This is a genomic window from Cypionkella sp. TWP1-2-1b2 (assembly GCF_049896245.1).
Taxonomy (GTDB): Bacteria; Pseudomonadota; Alphaproteobacteria; order Rhodobacterales; family Rhodobacteraceae; genus Cypionkella.
This window is the reverse complement of record NZ_JAFCTX010000023.1, coordinates 1-17271: the sequence shown is the minus strand read 5'-3', so window position 1 is coordinate 17271 and position 17271 is coordinate 1. Positions and strand designations below refer to the sequence as shown.

General features: G+C 60.2%; 16 protein-coding genes. 4 read left to right on the top strand and 12 right to left on the bottom strand.

The window, feature by feature from the left end; genetic code table 11:
• The first annotated feature begins 252 nt into the window (after positions 1 to 252).
• From repA to repC, 3 genes are all read left to right on the top strand, one after another.
• Positions 253 to 1446 carry a plasmid partitioning protein RepA gene (repA, locus tag ACP7AP_RS15290; protein ID WP_426035266.1) on the top strand — a complete coding sequence of 398 codons (1194 nt, stop codon included), beginning with the start codon at positions 253 to 255 and terminating at the stop codon, positions 1444 to 1446.
• Entirely contained in the window at positions 1447 to 2373 is a 927-nt protein-coding gene (gene repB, locus ACP7AP_RS15285; protein ID WP_426035264.1) for a plasmid partitioning protein RepB, read from the top strand.
• Positions 2374 to 2539: 166 nt separating this feature from the next.
• The gene (repC, locus tag ACP7AP_RS15280; RefSeq protein ID WP_426035262.1) at positions 2540 to 3754 is read left to right on the top strand and encodes a plasmid replication protein RepC; all 1215 of its coding nucleotides are present in this window, start codon (positions 2540 to 2542) and stop codon (positions 3752 to 3754) included.
• Between the two features lie 105 nt (positions 3755 to 3859).
• Here repC and ACP7AP_RS15275 read toward each other — a convergent pair whose 3' ends face one another.
• From ACP7AP_RS15275 to ACP7AP_RS15240, 8 genes are all read right to left on the bottom strand, one after another.
• Positions 3860 to 5026, bottom strand: a complete 1167-nt coding sequence (locus ACP7AP_RS15275) for an ATP-binding protein (protein ID WP_426035260.1) — start codon at positions 5024 to 5026, stop codon at positions 3860 to 3862.
• Positions 5027 to 5146: 120 nt separating this feature from the next.
• Positions 5147 to 6001, bottom strand: coding sequence for a 3-keto-5-aminohexanoate cleavage protein (locus ACP7AP_RS15270; protein WP_426035258.1), 855 nt, complete (start codon positions 5999 to 6001; stop codon positions 5147 to 5149).
• A 36-nt stretch (positions 6002 to 6037) separates the two neighbouring features.
• Positions 6038 to 6886 (bottom strand): intradiol ring-cleavage dioxygenase, encoded by an 849-nt coding sequence (locus ACP7AP_RS15265; protein WP_426035256.1) that lies wholly within the window; start codon positions 6884 to 6886, stop codon positions 6038 to 6040.
• Positions 6887 to 6899: 13 nt separating this feature from the next.
• The gene (locus ACP7AP_RS15260) at positions 6900 to 7391 is read right to left on the bottom strand and encodes a hypothetical protein (protein WP_426035254.1); all 492 of its coding nucleotides are present in this window, start codon (positions 7389 to 7391) and stop codon (positions 6900 to 6902) included.
• A 557-nt stretch (positions 7392 to 7948) separates the two neighbouring features.
• On the bottom strand, positions 7949 to 8212 hold the full coding sequence (locus ACP7AP_RS15255) for an alcohol dehydrogenase catalytic domain-containing protein (protein WP_426035252.1): 264 nt from the start codon (positions 8210 to 8212) through the stop codon (positions 7949 to 7951).
• 10 nt (positions 8213 to 8222) lie between these two features.
• A complete protein-coding gene (locus ACP7AP_RS15250; protein WP_426035250.1) occupies positions 8223 to 9230 on the bottom strand; it encodes a Gfo/Idh/MocA family protein in 1008 nt (335 codons plus the stop codon).
• Positions 9227 to 9514: a YciI family protein gene (locus ACP7AP_RS15245; RefSeq protein ID WP_426035248.1), complete on the bottom strand. Its 288-nt coding sequence runs from the start codon at positions 9512 to 9514 to the stop codon at positions 9227 to 9229. Before ACP7AP_RS15245 ends, ACP7AP_RS15250 begins: the two co-directional genes overlap by 4 nt.
• A gap of 15 nt (positions 9515 to 9529) precedes the next feature.
• Positions 9530 to 9922, bottom strand: coding sequence for a hypothetical protein (locus tag ACP7AP_RS15240; RefSeq protein WP_426035246.1), 393 nt, complete (start codon positions 9920 to 9922; stop codon positions 9530 to 9532).
• Between the two features lie 561 nt (positions 9923 to 10483).
• On the opposite strand from ACP7AP_RS15240, the gene ACP7AP_RS15235 reads away from it, so the two are divergent.
• A complete protein-coding gene (locus ACP7AP_RS15235) occupies positions 10484 to 10948 on the top strand; it encodes a pyridoxamine 5'-phosphate oxidase family protein (protein ID WP_426035244.1) in 465 nt (154 codons plus the stop codon).
• Positions 10949 to 11028: 80 nt separating this feature from the next.
• Here the strand turns inward: ACP7AP_RS15235 and ACP7AP_RS15230 are convergent, their stop codons facing one another.
• From ACP7AP_RS15230 to ACP7AP_RS15215, 4 genes are all read right to left on the bottom strand, one after another.
• Positions 11029 to 12465: a UdgX family uracil-DNA binding protein gene (locus ACP7AP_RS15230; protein WP_426035242.1), complete on the bottom strand. Its 1437-nt coding sequence runs from the start codon at positions 12463 to 12465 to the stop codon at positions 11029 to 11031.
• The gene (locus ACP7AP_RS15225) at positions 12462 to 13685 is read right to left on the bottom strand and encodes a putative DNA modification/repair radical SAM protein (RefSeq protein WP_426035367.1); all 1224 of its coding nucleotides are present in this window, start codon (positions 13683 to 13685) and stop codon (positions 12462 to 12464) included. The genes ACP7AP_RS15230 and ACP7AP_RS15225 overlap by 4 nt, the downstream gene beginning before the upstream one ends.
• 109 nt (positions 13686 to 13794) lie before the next feature.
• A complete protein-coding gene (locus tag ACP7AP_RS15220; RefSeq protein ID WP_426035240.1) occupies positions 13795 to 16680 on the bottom strand; it encodes a PAS domain-containing protein in 2886 nt (961 codons plus the stop codon).
• Positions 16681 to 16876: 196 nt separating this feature from the next.
• Positions 16877 to 17271: PRC-barrel domain-containing protein (locus ACP7AP_RS15215; protein WP_426035238.1), on the bottom strand; the 395-nt coding region annotated here is incomplete at its 5' end.

Below are 17271 nucleotides of genomic sequence, written 5' to 3'. Positions count from 1 at the left end.
GATTTCCTGTGAAATAAGGCCGCGTGTGTGGATAACTTGGTCACACAGCCGTTTCAGAAGGTTTTAAGCGGCGTGCGGCGGCGCAAATGCCTTCCCCGCTGGGAATGACTTGTGGTTTTCACTTCGACGACCACAACATACAGAAATGTCTTGCGCGACTCGGATTCCTACGCCATTCAATTACGGTATAAACGGAAATAACCGATAAATGCCGTAACAAACGGTGTTAGACACAAAGTCTGGGCAGTGGGCATGCAAGAAAAAGATCGGGCGCAACGAAAAGACCGGATCGACCGTTTGGTCGGCGAACATGCGGCCAAATTGTCAGAGCGTCTGATGGCGCACCGCACGCAGCTTTTCCCGCCGAATGCGCAAAAGCAACTGCGGTCGTTCAGTTCGGGCGAGGTGGCGGGCTTGCTGGGCGTCAAGGATGCCTATTTGCGCAAACTGTCGCTGGAAGGGCGCGGACCGCAGCCGCAAACCGGGGCGGGCGGGCGGCGGTTGTATTCCTCGAAAGATATCATGGCGTTACGGCAGATGTTGGAGATTGGGGCGAAGGCACCGGGCACTTATCTGCCGGGGCGGCGGGCTGGGGATCATTTGCAGGTGATCACGGTGATTAACTTCAAGGGTGGCTCGGGCAAGACCACGACGGCGGCACATCTGGCGCAGAAGGCGGCGCTGGATGGCTACAAGGTGCTGGCGATTGATCTTGATCCGCAGGCCAGCCTTTCAGCGCTGCACGGCTATCAGCCCGAGTTTGATCTGGCCGATGGTGGGACTTTGTATGATGCGATCCGCTATGATGATCCGCTGCCGTTGCGCGACATTATCCGGCCGACATATTTCACCAACCTGCATCTGATTCCCGGCAATCTGGAGTTGATGGAGTTTGAACATGACACGCCGCGTATGCTGGCCGTGCGCGGCGGTAATCTGTTCTTTACCAGAATTTCCGATGCCTTGGCGCAGGTGGAAGCCGATTACGATCTGGTTGTGATCGACTGCCCGCCGCAACTGGGGTTCCTCACCATGTCGGCTTTGTCTGCTGCCACTTCTGTGCTGGTAACGGTGCATCCGCAGATGCTGGATGTGATGAGTATGTGCCAGTTTTTGCTGATGACCTCGAACCTTTTGGGCGTGGTGGCGGATGCGGGCGGCAACATGAGTTATGACTGGCTGCGCTATCTGGTCACTAGGTATGAGCCGGGGGATGGGCCGCAGAACCAGATGGTCAGTTTCATGCGCAGCCTGTTCGGCGATCACGTACTGAACCATACGGTATTGAAATCAACGGCTATTTCCGATGCGGGGCTGACCAAGCAGACGCTGTATGAGGTGGAGAAGGCCGATTTCACCCGGGCGACTTACGAGCGCGCGATGGAAAGCCTGAACGCGGTGAATGGCGAGATTGAAGACCTGATTCAAGCGGCATGGGGGCGGTAGATGGCACGCAAGGATGTGTTGATCGGTTTGCTTGCGACCCCTGCCCCTTCAGTGGCAGCGGGGCCACCTCGGGCGCAGAAGGGGGCGATTGGGGCGGTTTCGCGATCCATTGCTGATCTGAAAGCGCGGGCGGTGATTGAGATCGACACCGATCTGATCGAGGCGGGTGGTTTGCAGGACCGGCTGGAAAGCGATGCGGTGGACGACAGCGCTTTGGCGCGATCCATCGGTGAATATGGCCAACAGGTGCCGGTGTTGGTGCGACCACACCCGTCGCAGGACGGGCGGTATCAGATCGTTTATGGCAGGCGTCGGGTGCTGGCGATGCGGGCCTTGGGGCAGCAGGTGAAGGCGCTGGTACGCGATCTGGATGACCGGGCCTTGGTGCTGGCGCAGGGGCAGGAAAACACGGCGCGGCGTGATCTGTCGTTCATCGAAAAGGTCAATTTTGCGCGGCAGTTGCAGGATGCGGGCTATGATCGCAAGGTGATCTGCGATGCTTTGTCGGTGGACAAGACCCTCGCCTCGCGGATGCTTTCGGTGGCGGGGCGGTTGCCCGCTGCGCTGATCGAGGCGATTGGGGCGGCGCCGTCTGTTGGGCGGGATCGTTGGCTTGCGTTGGCCGATCTGGTTGAGGCGGGCGGCAACGGTGTCGCTGCTGCGGTGGGGGAGAGTTCGGATGCGCGGTTTCAGGCGGTGTGGCATCATCTGACCGCCAAGCCTGCGCGCGGTGCGCCCCCCCTGCCCCGCGTGGCCCCGCGCGTGGTGCTGGCGCAAGGCGGCGCGGCCTTGGCCGAGGCCTCGCTGGGGGCCACGACAATGACATTGAAGCTGCGTCTGGCGCAAACCGCTGGGTTTGAGGACTGGCTTTTGGACAACCTTCCGGGCCTGCTGCGCGATTGGCAGAACGGCAAGCATGATGCGTAACCCTGAACCAGAAAGGAGGCACGCTTCGGCATAACAAAAAGCCCCCCGGAAATGACATTCCGAGAGGCCCATTCTTGTCTTTGCACTTCAAGAAATAGGCTCTCTTATGCTCGGCTGTCAACCGCTGATTTCAGCGGTCGGAGCAGTTTTGCCGCGTGATACCCCAATGAAGCATATTTCAGTGACGCCGTTTGGGCGGCAAGCGATGACGGCCGGGCTGCTTGCGGCGCGTGCCCTGACGGATAAAGCCCCCCTGCCCCGCGTTGATAAATGGTCTTTATTCAATGACTTGCGCATCGCGCGCATCCGGTTTGGCGTGACTGACCGCGATCTGTCGGTGCTCTATGCGCTGCTGACCTTCCTGCCCGCCAAGGCGCTGGAGGATGGGGCCGATCTGGTGGTGTTCCCGTCAAACACCTCGCTTTCAGACCGCGCACACGGCATGGCCGAAAGCACGCTGCGCCGTCACTTGGCGGTGCTGGTGGGCGCGGGGTTGGTGTGGCGGCAAGATAGCCCGAACGGCAAGCGCTATGCGGCGCGGGATCGCGCTGGCGCGCTGGTGCAGGCGTTTGGGCTTGATCTGCGGCCCTTGCTGCTGCGGGCGGGTGATATAGTGGCGGCGGCGGCTGAGGTGGTTGATGCCGCAGATCGGCTGCACCGGGCGCGCGAGGCACTGGTGCTGCGGATGCGCGATGCGGCGAAGCTGCTGGCTTACGGGGTTGAGGCATGCTTGCCCGGTGATTGGGCCGGGCTGGAGGCGCGATTGTTACCGCTGCGGGCAGCATTGCGGCGCAAGATGGATGCGGATGTCGTGGCCGGGCTTCTGGGCGAAGCTGGGGATATCTTGCAGGTTTTGCGCCTGATGATTGAAGCTAATACAGAAAAAAAGCATGGCAATGCCGCTCATTCTGGACGTCACCATACGAATTCAAAGCAAGACTCTTATGTATTTGAACCTTGCCTAGAAACAGGCAGGGGCGCGGGGCTGGAGGGTCTTGTGCCTGATCAGGCAGAGCAGAGTAACAGCACGCAAGATCAGGCACAGGTGCCAAGTGTTCCGCTGGTGTTGGTGCTGAAAGCTTGCCCGGATATCTTGCCCTATGCACGGTCTAACCTGACGCAATGGCGCGATCTGGTGGTGGTGGCGTCGGAAGTGCGGGGCATGATGGGGATCAGCGCTTCGGCTTGGCAAGAGGCGCAACGTTTCATGGGGCCAGAGACGGCGGCGATTGCGGTGGTGGCGATGATGCAGCGGATTGGCAGCATTTCCAATCCGGGGGGTTACCTGCGGGCGCTGTCGGGCAAGGCTGCGGTGGGCGGATTCTCGGCCGGGCCAATGATTATGGCTTTGCTGAACAGTGATGGGGCGCGGGCGGCGTGAGGTTGACAGCTGTCAACCGGGTGCGAAGTTGTCGGCTGTCAACTTTGTCGGGGCCGGGGTGAAGTTGTAAACGCAGGGGCAGGGCGCGCATTTATCAACAAAGGTTTAGGCTTGCTGCCGTATCAGGGCCAGTGCGGCATTGAGCGGCATCGCGCGCAAGCCATCGCCAAGCGGAACCTCGCGCGCGCCTGCATAGACCAGAATCCGGCGGTCTGCTTTGATGTCGGCAGTCGCAAGGTGGAAGCCGCGCGATAGTTTGGGGGCAGTGGCGCGCTTGATCTCGAACGCCCAGACTTCGCTTTTGGGCAGGCGCAGAACAAGGTCTAGTTCGGCTCCGGCGGAGGTTCGGTAAAAGAATGGCTCGGTCCCGATGGGGGCTGCGGCAATAAGCGCTTCAAGGCAGAAGCCTTCCCAACTGCCACCGACAACCGGGTGGCCCAGCAGGCTTTCCAGCGACTCAAGGCCAAGCAGGGCATGCAAAAGCCCACTGTCGCGGACATAGACTTTGGGCGATTTGACAAGGCGCTTGCCGACATTTTCGTGCCAAGGTGCCAAGCGGCGCACCAGCATCAGATCAACCAGCAGATCAAGGTAGCGCCCGATGGTCTGGCCCGAAACCCCCAGACCTTCGGCCAAGGCGGCGGCGTTCAGCAATCCGCCTTGGGCATGGCCAAGCATGGTCCAGAACCGGCGCAAAGTGGTGGCCGGAATACGGGGGCCAAGGGCAGGGATGTCGCGTTCCAGATAGGTGCGCAGGAAATCTTCACGCCAAGTCAGGCTTGCGCGGTCGCTGGCGGCCTGAAAGCTATCGGGAAAGCCGCCGCGCAGCCAAAGTTCGTTCAACCGATCGCGACCCACCTCATCCAGTTGCAGCGGTGGCATTTCAACATAGCGCACACGTCCGGCCAGAGATTCAGCCGATTGGTGCAACAGCAGGTTTGAGGCCGAGCCCAGCAGCAGAAACTGACCGCTGCGCAGACCTTTGCGGCGTCGCATGTCGATCTGGCCGCGCAGACTGCTGAACAGGCCGGGCATCTGCTGTACCTCGTCCAAAATCACCAGCTTTGCGGCTTGTTCGTCGAGGTAAAGATCGGGCTCGGTCAAAATCTGTCGATCCGCTTCGCGTTCAAGGTCGAGATAGACCGAGGCAGTTTGCGCCGCGATCTCTAGCGCGAGGGTGGTTTTTCCAACTTGCCGTGGGCCCAAAAGTACGACCGCTGCTTGTTCAGCAAGGGCGGTGATAACGGTGTGATTGATGCTGCGGGGGTACATACCTTGCAAATACTCCATAGCGTGGAGGTTTTGCAAGGTTAAATGCGGTTTATGCAGTTTAAGACGTGGGGGCGGGGTAGGGTGGTGGCATATCTGTACCGGTGTTTGGCGAAGGCCAGCCTATGCCAAGCTTGCAGGGCGTGTTTCAGGAATACGCAGCCCGAGCATTTTGCGCGCTTGCGCCGAAGTTGCGACTGGGCGCTCGTATTGCGCGCACAGGGCGGCGGCGCGGCGGACAAGAGCTGCGTTCGAGGGCGCAAGCCGATCACGGTCCAGCCGCACGTTGTCCTCTAGCCCGGTGCGGGTGTGGCCGCCCTTGCGGATGGCCCATTCGTTGATCAAAAGCTGCGCGCCGCCGATCCCCGCCGCGCACCACAGAGCATCAGGGGCCAATCGGTGCAAGGTCTTGATGTAAAATTCAAAAACCTCCTCATCCGCGGGCACCGCATTTTTCACACCCATAACGAATTGCACATAAAGCGGCCCGGTTAGCCGACCATCGCGCTGCATTGCTGCGGCTTGCACGATGTGGCTGAGATCAAACGCCTCAATCTCGGGTTTGACGCCGTAATGCTGCATTTTAGACGCCAGCCAATCCACCAGATCGGGTGGGTTTTCGTAAACGCGGGTCGGAAAGTTGTTCGAGCCGACCGAAAGCGAGGCCATGTCGGGGCGCAGCGGCAACATGCCCCCCCGCGCTTGCCCCGCACCCGAGCGTCCTCCGGTGGAAAGTTGCACGATCATGCCGGGGCAGTGCGTCTCGATGCCCTGTTTCAGCCGGGCGAATCGTTCTGGGTCTGAGGTTGGCTTGCCGTCGTCATCGCGCACATGGCAATGCGCGATGCTGGCCCCGGCCTCAAACGCCGCGTGCGTGCTTTCGATCTGCTCGGCGATGGTGGTAGGCACCGCCGGGTTGTTGGCCTTGGTCGGCAGCGATCCGGTGATGGCCACGCAGATGATACAGGGGTTTGTCATGGATTTATCGGGCCTTTAGCGTGAAGCGATGCGGACTTACAGCGGTGCCAGCACGAAATCGAAGGGCGCGTGCCACTGGGTGGGCTGATCGTGCAGCCGTGTGTAGGGGGCGACCAGCGAGGCTTTGACGCCGAACACTGCGTCCGAGGTCAGATAGCTGTCGCCGCCGACAAAAGTATGGGTGACCAAACGCTGAAAACCGGGGGCGGTGACGAGGTAGTGCATATGCGCTGGGCGGTAGGGGTGGCGGCCAAGCTGGGCCAGCATCTGGCCGACCGGGCCATCATCGGGGATCGGATAGCTGACGGGCTTGATGCCGATGAAGGCATAGCGGCCATCGGCCCCGGTCACAAACACGCCGCGATTGTTGCCGGGGGGTTGGATGCCGAGCTGTTGCACGTCATAAAAGCCATCGGCGTTGTCGGACCAGACATCCACTGTTGCGCCTTGGATTGGTTGACCTTCAAGGTCCAGCACGCGGCCTTCGAACAGGCAGGATTCGCCTTTGCCATCCAGACAAATGTTGTCGCCCATCTGCCGTTCTGGCGCATCGGCGACATGAAACGGGCCAAAAACGGTGTTTTCGGTGGCACCCTCGGGCCTCCGGTTGTTGATCGCATCGACCAGCATGGAAACCCCCAAAACATCTGACAAAAGGATAAACTCTTGCCGCTGACCCGAGCAGATCTGTCCGGTTCTGGTGAGAAAATCGACCGCCAGCCCCCATTCGTCTTGGCTTAGATGCACCTCTTTGGCGAAATCATGCAGGTGGCGGATCAGGGCCGACATGACTTCGGCCAGCCGGGGGTTGGTGCAGGCGGCGTGGCGGGCGCTGACCACCTCGGCGGAATTGGTTTCGCTGAATGTGCCGTGGGTTGGGGACATTGCTGCGGGCTCCTTAAGATTGCGCCGCATCGCCTGCCAGCGCGCGGGCAAGCAGCGGGGCCAGCGCGTCGCGCGTGATCGGGCGGGGGTTCCAATACGGATTGGCGGTAGCCAGATCGAGCGCGCGGGGCAGGTCGGCGGCGGTCAGGCCCAAGGCAACCAGGCTGGTGGGTGCGCTGATCTGGCGGGCGAAGTCTGACAGACCCTGATGCGCTGTGGCAGTGCCGAAAATCTGCGCCACCGGGCGCAGCAGATTGGGCACGGCGCTTTCGGTATAGGCCACGGCATGCGGCAGGATCACCGCATGGGTTTCGGCATGGGGCAGGTTAAAGCCGCCGCCCAGGGCGTGACACAGCTTGTGATGCAGCGCCATGCCGACTTGACCCAGCACGGTGCCGCACAGCCACGCGCCATAAAGCGCTTCACCCCAGTCATGGTCTTGCGGCGCGCCGGAGGTCAGGTTCGGCAAGGCCGAGGCCAGCGCGCGGATGCCTTCCAGCGCCATCAGCGACGAGATCGGGTTGCGGTCCCGCGCCTACCCGCCCGCCCATTCTTAGGCGTGTCCGACGCGGACGAAGCTGCAATAGGTGAACTGGCACAAGATTGGTTGGATTTTGGTTAAATCGGAATATCTTCCCGTTTCTAACGCTTTTGGCTCAAATCTCATGGTCAAAGTTAGTGCGGAGTTGTGCGGGCCTGAACCACCCCGAAAAACGCGCCTAACCCATTGATTACAAATATGGCCGAACAAATTAGCTAAGGTATGTCCTAGGTTCTGAACTTAGCTAATTTTCACTAAGTTACCTTCTGGACAAATCACTAAATTTGCAGTGATCTTTTGGTCTCACATCGGATGAAAGCCTTTGCTGCCAATGTGTTAGCTTTCCGTAGAAAAGTGCTAGCTGAATGCTAGGAAGATGCACGGTTTGCACGCATTTTAGGGCACGATCTTTCACAGCCCTTCAAAGGCATAGCCAGCTTAACCCACCGTTTTCCTAAACACTTTCAGAGACTTGGCACCTCATTTACCTTTTCTTCATTTGTCCAGAACGTGCTACCCTCCTACACACATTCGCCCACCACGCGGTCGCCCCGCGCCAAGCCTTTGACATTGCGGCCAACCTCAACCACTTCACCCACCCATTCATGGCCGGGGGTGACGGGATAGCTGATCGGGATAATATATTGCCCCGCCAACAATTCGTAATCGGAATGGCAAATCCCAACGCAGGATGTGCGGATCATCACCTCATTCTCGGCGATGGTCGGCATCTGCACTTGTGTCAGCAGCGGCTTTTTCGGTGCGTCAAAAATCAGGGCTTTCATAACGCGATCCTTAAGCCACGGTTTCGATCTTGCCCGACAGGGCGGATGCAAAGATCGCCTCTAACAAGGCAATGTTATCAACCAGATGCGCGGCGGTGATCGGATAGGTTTCCGAGCCCCGAACCGCACGGGCGAAGGACACAAGGTTGTCCTTCACGGGCTCGGCGGGGGCAACTTCCACCGTGGTGATCGGCCCGCCCTCCATCGCAGAGGTTACGATCCAGCCATCCGGGCTTTCGACATGCGCCTTATCGCGAATGTCGATCCAACCCTTTGATCCATAAACCGTAAACCGCGACATGAACGGGTTGGCGAGAGAGGCCGAGACGTAAGACGTACCACCGCCCTTGAACTTCACAAACGCCGCCACCGTGTCACCGTTGGGCAGGTCAGACGACAGCCGCTCGCAGATGCACAACACGCTTTCCGCAGCCCCCATCAGCCGCACCGACAGATCGAGCAGGTGAATCCCCGTCGCCGTCATACCGCCCGCCGGGGCCTGATCGGCCTTCAATCGCCAGTTGTCTCGATCAAGGCTCAGGAACTTGTCATGGCTGAAATTGGCCTCGATCTGGTGCAAACGCCCCAAAGCGCCACTGTCCGCCGCTGCCAGCATCGCGGCAATCGGCGGTTCCCACCGCCGCTTGTGCCCCATGCCCAACACCAGCCCGGCCCCTTGGCACAAGGCGACAGCCTTTTCCGCCCCCGCCTTGGTCAGCGCCAGCGGTTTTTCGCAAAACACCTGCTTGCCCGCCGCCACCGCCACCGCGATCTGCGCTTCGTGCAGGGAATGTGGCGTCGCCAGCACCACAGCCTCAACGCTGGGATCATTCAGCGCATCGGCGTAATCTGCCGAAACCGGAATGCCCTTGGCATCACACAGCGCCTGCACGCCCGCCACATCGGGTTCCACCGCCCGCACCACGCGGATATCACCCGGCGCTGCCCCCAGCACGTTGAGCATCTTCTTGCCCCACCAGCCCATACCGACCAGCGCAATGCCTACAGGTGCGCTCATGTCCGGTTATCCACACGCTTGCTGAAAGGACGGATCGAAATATTGGCCCACAGCCCCGCCTTGAAGAACGGATCGGCTTGGTTGAACGCCTCAACCTCGGCCAAAGATGCGGCTTCGACCACAAAACAGCTGCCGATCATCGTCGCCTCGTCATCGGCCAGCAGCGGCCCCGAGATCACGGTTTTCAGGGCGGCAGCGCCAAGATAGGCCTTATGCGCCTCATAATGGCTCAGGCGTTTTTCGACAGCGCCCGGATGATCAAGGCAATGGATCACGTAATGCATGGCGATACTCGCAGGTCAGGAGGGGATGATGCGCTGCGCACGCAGCGTGTCGAACACATCGAAAAAGCTGTGGTTGGTCTGCTGATAGGCGGCAAACCCCAACGCGCGGCTGTTGGTCATGTCGGTGAAACATTCCAGTGTGCGGCCCAGATCGGCATCGCTGTGCCACCATGAGGCCAACGTGCCGACCGGGATATCCTGCAAACCGTGCTTCGCCACGATCTCGGCCCAAACCGCAGGCGCATCGGCCATCTGGGTTTCCAGCGGCACCGGATGGCCGGGATAGTCCGCCACCTCAAGCCCGAAATAGCCCGCGATCTGCGCCCACAGCCAAGTCCAGCGGAACAGGGTATAGCTGCCGGAAAGCCCCGTCGCCCCCACGATCAACGCAATGTTTTCTCTGCTCACTTCTGAAACTCTCTATTCGTATGCGGCCCCCAACGGTTGGGGGTAAGTGACGCGGCGGCGTCCTGTGGCAACCCCGGCGACGGCGCTGGCCTTTGGTGTGACGGTCGTTCCCCCTCAGTGCAGCCTCCCCGCTGCACCTCCGCAATCTGCCGCATGGCAACGTCAAGTTGCGGATAGCGGGAAGTTAGCAAACAAACGCAGCGCGTCCTGCGTTGATTTCTCCGGATCGGATAAATCCGTTTCGGCCAAGCTGCACGCGATCCTGAGACTCGCCTGAGACTTGCGTGTTACATGCCAAATCGACCCAGCAGTGTTGAAACACATGCGGGTGTCAGCCCCCTGCCAGACGCCACAATCCTTAAAGTGTCCAAAACGGATTTTTGCCCCGTGATCATGGTGGTCCTTAGGTTTGTGCAATACGCGGCTGATTGCACAGCGATGTGGCGGCAGTCTCTGGGCGGCCGCGCCACTGTCGCGAATCTTGGGAACTGCGTTGAAAGCTTTGCGTTGATCAGCTGTGCAACTGATCCCGTAAAGGATCAAGAACCAAGGACTTTCCAAATGAGTAAAGATGAATTCTGGGACCGCGTGACCAAAATCAACGCAGGCATGTTGGATGCAAATGACGGCGCGCGTCTGGTGCCGATGTCACATCACGCTGAACGCGAGTCCAACACGTTGTGGTTTATCACCGCCCAAGGCACCGACGTTGTGGACGCCGTTGAAGGCGGACCCGTTGAGGCCAGCTATATTGTGGCCGATAACGGTCATGGTCTGCACGCCCATCTGAAAGGCGCGTTGGCACTATCACAGGATCGCGCCAAGCTGGAGGAGTTGTGGGGCACTGTCACCGATGCCTGGTTTGATGGCGGCATCGACGATCCTGATGTGCGCCTGCTGTCGTTCACGCTGGAAAGCGGCGAGGTTTGGGCCACGCCGACCTCGGGCATTGCCTTCATCTTCAACGTCGCCAAGGCAAAGCTGACCGGCGACCAGCCAGATATGGGCGAACACTTCATGCTTTGATTGCGGCATGGGCAGGCGAGTTTTTGCCCTGAAATGCTCAGCCCAAGGCGCGCAGATTTGCGCCTTGGGCGTTGCTGTATTCACGTCTCAGCGCAAGCCAAAGCAAATGCCAGCCGCAGATCGTCGATCAACTCTTGCCTTGCGCGCGCTTGCGCAGCCGGGTCTGGCAGCCGCAAGATATAGGCTGGATGCCATGACAGCAGAACCGGGCCATCGTGCAGACCGATCTGCACTTTGCCGCGCCGCGCGCCAAGCGGGCTGGCATCGCCTGTCAGCGCAAAGGCCGCCGAAGCCCCCAAGGCCAGCGTCAGGCGGGGCTGGATAAAGCCAAGTTCTAACCCCAGCCACCAGCGACAGTGCTCTATTTCGGCGCGGTCGGGGGATTGGTGCATTCGCATCTTGCCACGCGGAGTGAATTTGAAATGCTTCACCGCGTTGGTCAGCCAAACCTTGCCCGGATCAACGCGCGCCGCAGCCATCGCCTGATGCAGCGCCTGACCCGCTGGCCCCACAAAAGGCCGACCTGCAAGGTCTTCCTGATCGCCGGGCTGTTCGCCCACAATCATCAGCACGGCATCCGGCGCACCCGCGCCCCAGACGGTTTGGGTGGCGGCCTCGCACAGCCCACAGCGGCGGCACTGGCTGGCGGCGGCTTTGGCTTGATCCAAGCTGTCGGGCAGGGCGACCGCTTGCGGCATCGCATCGCGATAGCGCGTCGAGACGGGCGCAGACCCCGGACGCGCAACGCTGGCCCCGGCATCGCGCATCCGCTGCACGCGGGCTTCGGCATCTTTCAGCATTTCGGGGATCAACCGGGTTTCGGGCAGGTTCTTCCAGTATTTCAGTGGCATCTCTGATCGCATCGCATCCAGCTTGATCCGCGCTGGGTTGAAAATATTGGCGAAATAGGTCGCCCAGAGCGATTCTGACGCGTCCTCTGGCAAATCGGGACGCGCGCCTGCGGGGCCGAAACTTAGCGCGCCCGCGCGGAATTGCGCGGTCAGGCGGGGGGTGGCGATCATCCAATCCATATCGCCAAATCGCTTGGCGAAAAACGCAGCCCCCGGTTCCATCGTGTTATGCTCCGGCTCGAACCAAGCGGCAAAGCTGCGGCGCGGCGTGTCAGAGGGCAGTTCGCGAAACCGCACAAAGGCGTGCATCTTGTGGATATCGCGGCTGACGCCCTTGGCCATCAGATGCAGCCTGCGGCCCAGCGGATCGGCCTGCGACAACGGTGTGCCGTCGCGCTGGTCGATCCGCCAAAGTGCCTGATACAGCAGTGAAAACCGCTCAGGCGCAGAATGCCAGATCACTGATTCCGCCAGTTTCAGAAAGCCTTCGGTCACGCGGATCTGATGCGGGCCGGGTGCATCGGGCAGCGGGTCTGCGGCAAACAGGCCGCCATCGCCGCCCCATTCCAACTGATCGGGCGGGATGCGGTGTGAGATCGCGATCCGCGCCGCCTGTCGCCAAGCCGCAAAGGTGCCGCGCTGGGGCAGGGGGACGGCATAACTCAAATCAGGCGCAACTGCTCGGGCGGCGGGGCAAACCGTGCGCGCAGATTGGCGCTGTCGGTCATCCCTGCCGGAGTCCACCCCGGCAAGCTGATGAAGGCTTTGGCCTTCTTCATCAACGCACCGATCCGCACCAGATCTTCAAACCGCAGGCTGTGGTGTTTGCGGGCGCTTATGATGCGATCCACTGTGCGGGTGCCAAACCCCGGCACGCGCAGCAGCATGTCGCGGGTGGCTTTGTTCACGTCCAGCGGAAACAACCCGCGATGCTGCAACGCCCAAGCCAGCTTTGGATCAAGATCAAGGTCCAGATGCCCCGCGGTGGCCCCGGTGGCAATTTCATCGGCGCTGAAGCCATAAAACCGCAGCAGCCAATCGGCCTGATACAAGCGATGCTCGCGCAACAACGGCGGTTGGATCAGCGGCAGCGCGGCCGAGGCATCCGGGATCGGCGAGAACGCCGAATAATACACCCGGCGCAGCTTGTACCCGGTGTAAAGCCGCGTCGCGCTGGTCAGGATCGTCACATCATCGGTGCCATCCGCGCCGATGATCATCTGCGTGCTTTGACCCGCAGGCGCAAAGCGCGGTGGCTTTTTGCCGGTATGCGAGCGGTCCTTCGCCGCTTCCCCCTCCAGCCGGACCTGCGCCATGGTGGCGCGGATGGTTTCGGGGCGCTTTTCGGGGGCAAGCTGGCGCAGGCTGGCATCCTGCGGCAATTCGACATTGATCGACAGCCGGTCGGCATAAAGCCCGGCGGATTTGATCAACTCGGGCGAGGCATCCGGGATGGTTTTCAGGTGGATATAGCCTTTGAAACCATGATCTTGCCGCAAGATCTGCGCGATACGCACCATATCGGCCATGGTCTGATCCGGCGAGCGGATGATGCCCGACGACAAAAACAGCCCCTCGATGTAATTGCGGCGGTAAAACTCCAGCGTCAGCGACACCACTTCTTCCACCGTGAATCGCGCGCGTTCGACGTTCGACGACACCCGGTTGATGCAATAGGCGCAGTCAAAGATGCAGAAATTCGTCATCAGGATTTTCAGCAGCGAGATGCAGCGCCCGTCCGGCGTGTAGGCGTGGCAAATGCCGCTGCCGCCGGAAGACCCAACACCGCCCTTGCGGGAATCGCGTTTTTCACCGCCAGACGAGGCACAGGATGCGTCGTATTTTGCCGCATCCGACAGGATCGCCAGTTTGTCTTGAAGGGTCATGGTTGTCATGACAGCAACATAGATGTTCTCGTTATGTTCGTCAACACAGGCTGGCTTTGTTGGGCGGTTATCCGGCACTTAGCACTTTTGGTTTGGTGCCAGCCTGCTGTTACTTTGCCAGCAACTCGAGGATGGCTTCTGTCAATTCCCGATCCGAGAATGGTTTGCCCAAAATCGCATGATTGGGCAGATCGTCTATCCCGGTAACGCTGCGTTCGCCGGTTGCAAAGATGATCAGAAGATCGCTGAACAGCGCAACCGCGCGCCGTGCCACCTCGACCCCCGACATATCCGGCAGGCCGACATCGACGATCAACAGATCAAACCGCGCGTTCTGCAATGCTGCAAGCGCCTCTGTGCCGGTTCCAACGCCTTGCACCACGCAGCCGTTTTCTTCCAGACCGTCCACCAAATCCATGCGGATCAGCACTTGATCTTCACAGGCCAGAACCCGCAGACCCGCTATTGCGGAGGCCCAGGTGCTTGGCTGTCCGGCGGTCAAGCTAGCGCTTTCAGCAATCGGCGGCACGTCGATGGCGGCACTTGGCTTGCCCAAAACCTCGCGGATTTTCAGCGCCAGTTGCTCTTGGGTGTAGGGTTTGCTCAGCAGTTGCACCCCCGGATCAAGCCTGCCGCCATGCACGATGGAATTGCGGGTATAGCCCGAGGTGAACAGCACCGGCAGCTGCGGGATCAGCTGGCGGGCGCGGTCGGCCATCTCGCGGCTGGTGACTTTACCCGGCATCACCACATCGGTGAACAAAAGATCAATCCGCACACCGCTTTCGATCACCGCCAAGGCGCGGTCGGCGTCGCGGGCTTGCAGCACGGTATAGCCCAGATCATTCAGCAGATGCGCTGCGGTCACGCGCACATCCTCGTCATCCTCGACCAGCAGGATTGTCTCATGGCCGCCGGTCAGATCGTCATAAGGCAGGTTGGGCGGCAGTTCTTCGGCATCCAGCGAGCGGGGCAGGTAGATTTTCACCGAGGTGCCGCTGCCGGTCTCGCTGTAGATTTTGATATGGCCGCCGGATTGCTTCACAAAGCCGTAGACCATAGACATGCCGAGTCCGGTGCCGCGACCTTCGGGTTTGGTGGTGAAAAACGGGTCAAACACCCGCTCGATCACATCCGGAGACATGCCCGACCCGGTATCCGTCACCGCCAGCATCACATATTGCCCCGGCACCACATCCAGATGCCTGCGCGCATAGGCATCATCCAGATCGGCATTGCCGACCTCGATGGTCAGCTTGCCGTGGCCCTCCATCGCGTCACGCCCGTTGATCGCCATGTTCAGCACAACGCTTTCGACATTGGTGGGGTCAACACAGGTGTTCCACAGCCCACCCGCAACGATGGTTTCCACCTCGACGCCTTCACCGATGGCGCTGCGCACGATATTGCCCGCATCGCGCAACAGCCGGCCAAGGTTGATCACTTTCGGCGCAAGCGGCTGCCTGCGCTCGAACGACAACAGTTGCGAGGCGAGCGTCGCTCCGCGCTCGACCGCTTTCATCGCCAGCGCCACGCGTGGCAGCGCATCCGAGTTAGGGTCAATCCTGCGCATCGCCAGTTGCAGACTGCCACTGATGGTTTGCAGCAGGTTGTTGAAATCATGTGCGATACCACCGGCAAGGTTGCCGATGGCCTCCATCTTCTGACTTTGGCGCAGGGCGGCGTTCACCACCTCAAGCTCGCGGTTGCGCTCGGCGACGCGGTCTTCCAGCGTCTGGTTCATCTGGGCAATCGCGGCTTCCGCCAGCTTCAAATCCTCAATGTCGGTATTGGTGCCGACCCAGCGTTCCACGCGACCCTCGGCACAGTAAATCGGCGCAGCCCGCACGATGAACCACCGATACACACCGTCATGGCGGCGGATGCGAAATTCAGTCTCGTATTGCACACCGCCAGCAATCGCCGCCGCCCAATTCGCCGCAGCCTGCTCCACATCATCGGGATGCACTGCCTGCCCCCAGGCCGTGCCACGCAGCCCGGTTTCATCCAAGCCGGTATAGGCGTAGGTCTGATCGTTCAGCCAATCAAGCCCACCATCAGGCGCCGCTGTCCAAACCTGATTCGGCATGGATTGCGCCATGGTGCGGAACCGCTCGCGCGTCTCAATCAACTCGAACTCGGCGGCCTTCTGCTTTGTCACATCGTGGCCTTGCACGAAAATGCCCGTTATCAGGCCATCCGAGTTGCGCAACGGCTGAAAGATGAAGTCGACGAAGCGTTGAAATTCGGCATTACCTTCGTGCGGGCGGAACCGCACGGCAGCCCCGGTCTGCGAAAAGGCCGTGCCAGAGCTGTAAACCTGATCCAACAGTTCGAAAAATCCCTGCCCCTGCAATTCTGGCAGCGCGGCACGCACGGTCTTGCCCAAAACATCTGCCCGCCCGATCAGGTCTTGATAGGCGGCATTGGTCAGTTGGAAAACGTGATCCGGCCCAGAGACGATGGCAATAAAGCCGGGGGCTTGATCGAAAATCGTGCGGAAAAACTGCGCAACGCTACCCAGCGCCAGATTTTGCCGCGCCACGCCCTCGGCTCTGCGCATCATTGTCGTGTGATCGGCAACGTTTGCGGCACGGTCAGCCGTAGATGCGACATAAAGCCGGGTCACATCATTGGTATTTTGCAGCAGGTATTCGACCTGACCCTGCGCGTCGATCAGCGGCGTGTGTGTTGCACTCCAGTACCGGGATTCGAGTATGCCATCCGCCCCGACAATCGGATAGGGGATCAAAGGCAAATGATCGGTGACGGCGTTTTCAAACACCTTCTTGAAGGAAGACCGCAGCATCCGGTCGGCGATAGGATCGGGCGGTGCCGGGAATTCTTCGGTCATGATGCGACCAATCAACTGGCTGCGCGTGCGGCCTGTCACGGCAAGATAGGCGTCGTTCGCCCAGATCATCCGCAGATCACGGTCCAGCAACACATGCGGCGAGGGGGACGATGCGAAAATGGCGTCCAGATCAATCAACATCCGCGCGATCCTTGTGGCATGAAAGGCGAGATGGCTTTTTGTGGCCCGCCTAAGCTTCGCTACCGGGTTAAACAAGCCCGTTGAATTTTTCAACACGCTGGGTGCGGGGCGGTCAGAAATTCGCCTCAAGACAGATGAAACGTCACGAAAAGGCCCGCCTGTTGGGGCGGACCTTCAGATTGCAGACTGTTAAAGATCAGCCTTCATAGTTCGGCATCGCTTCCAGCTGCTCTTTGGTCTGGCTAAGATACACACGCACGTCGTCACCTTCCGTGGCGCGCAGAATGTCGATATCGGCCAGCGGCAAAGCGACGGGCTTTTCACCCATGCCCAGGAAACCACCCACATCAACGATCACTTGCGTCACCTGTCCATCCGCAGACAGCACAAGATTAGCCACTTCGCCAATCGCAGCATCCGTTGCGTCATAAACCTTCGCGCCGGTCAGCTTTTCCGAGGTGAGATAGGTCGCATCTGCGGCCACATAGCCATCGCGTACCATCGGCTGACGCGCAGAGCCTGCGGCCATCGCATCTGTTGCGGGCGCTGCTTCGGTTGCGGCCATCGCATCTGTTGCGGGCGCCGCTTCGG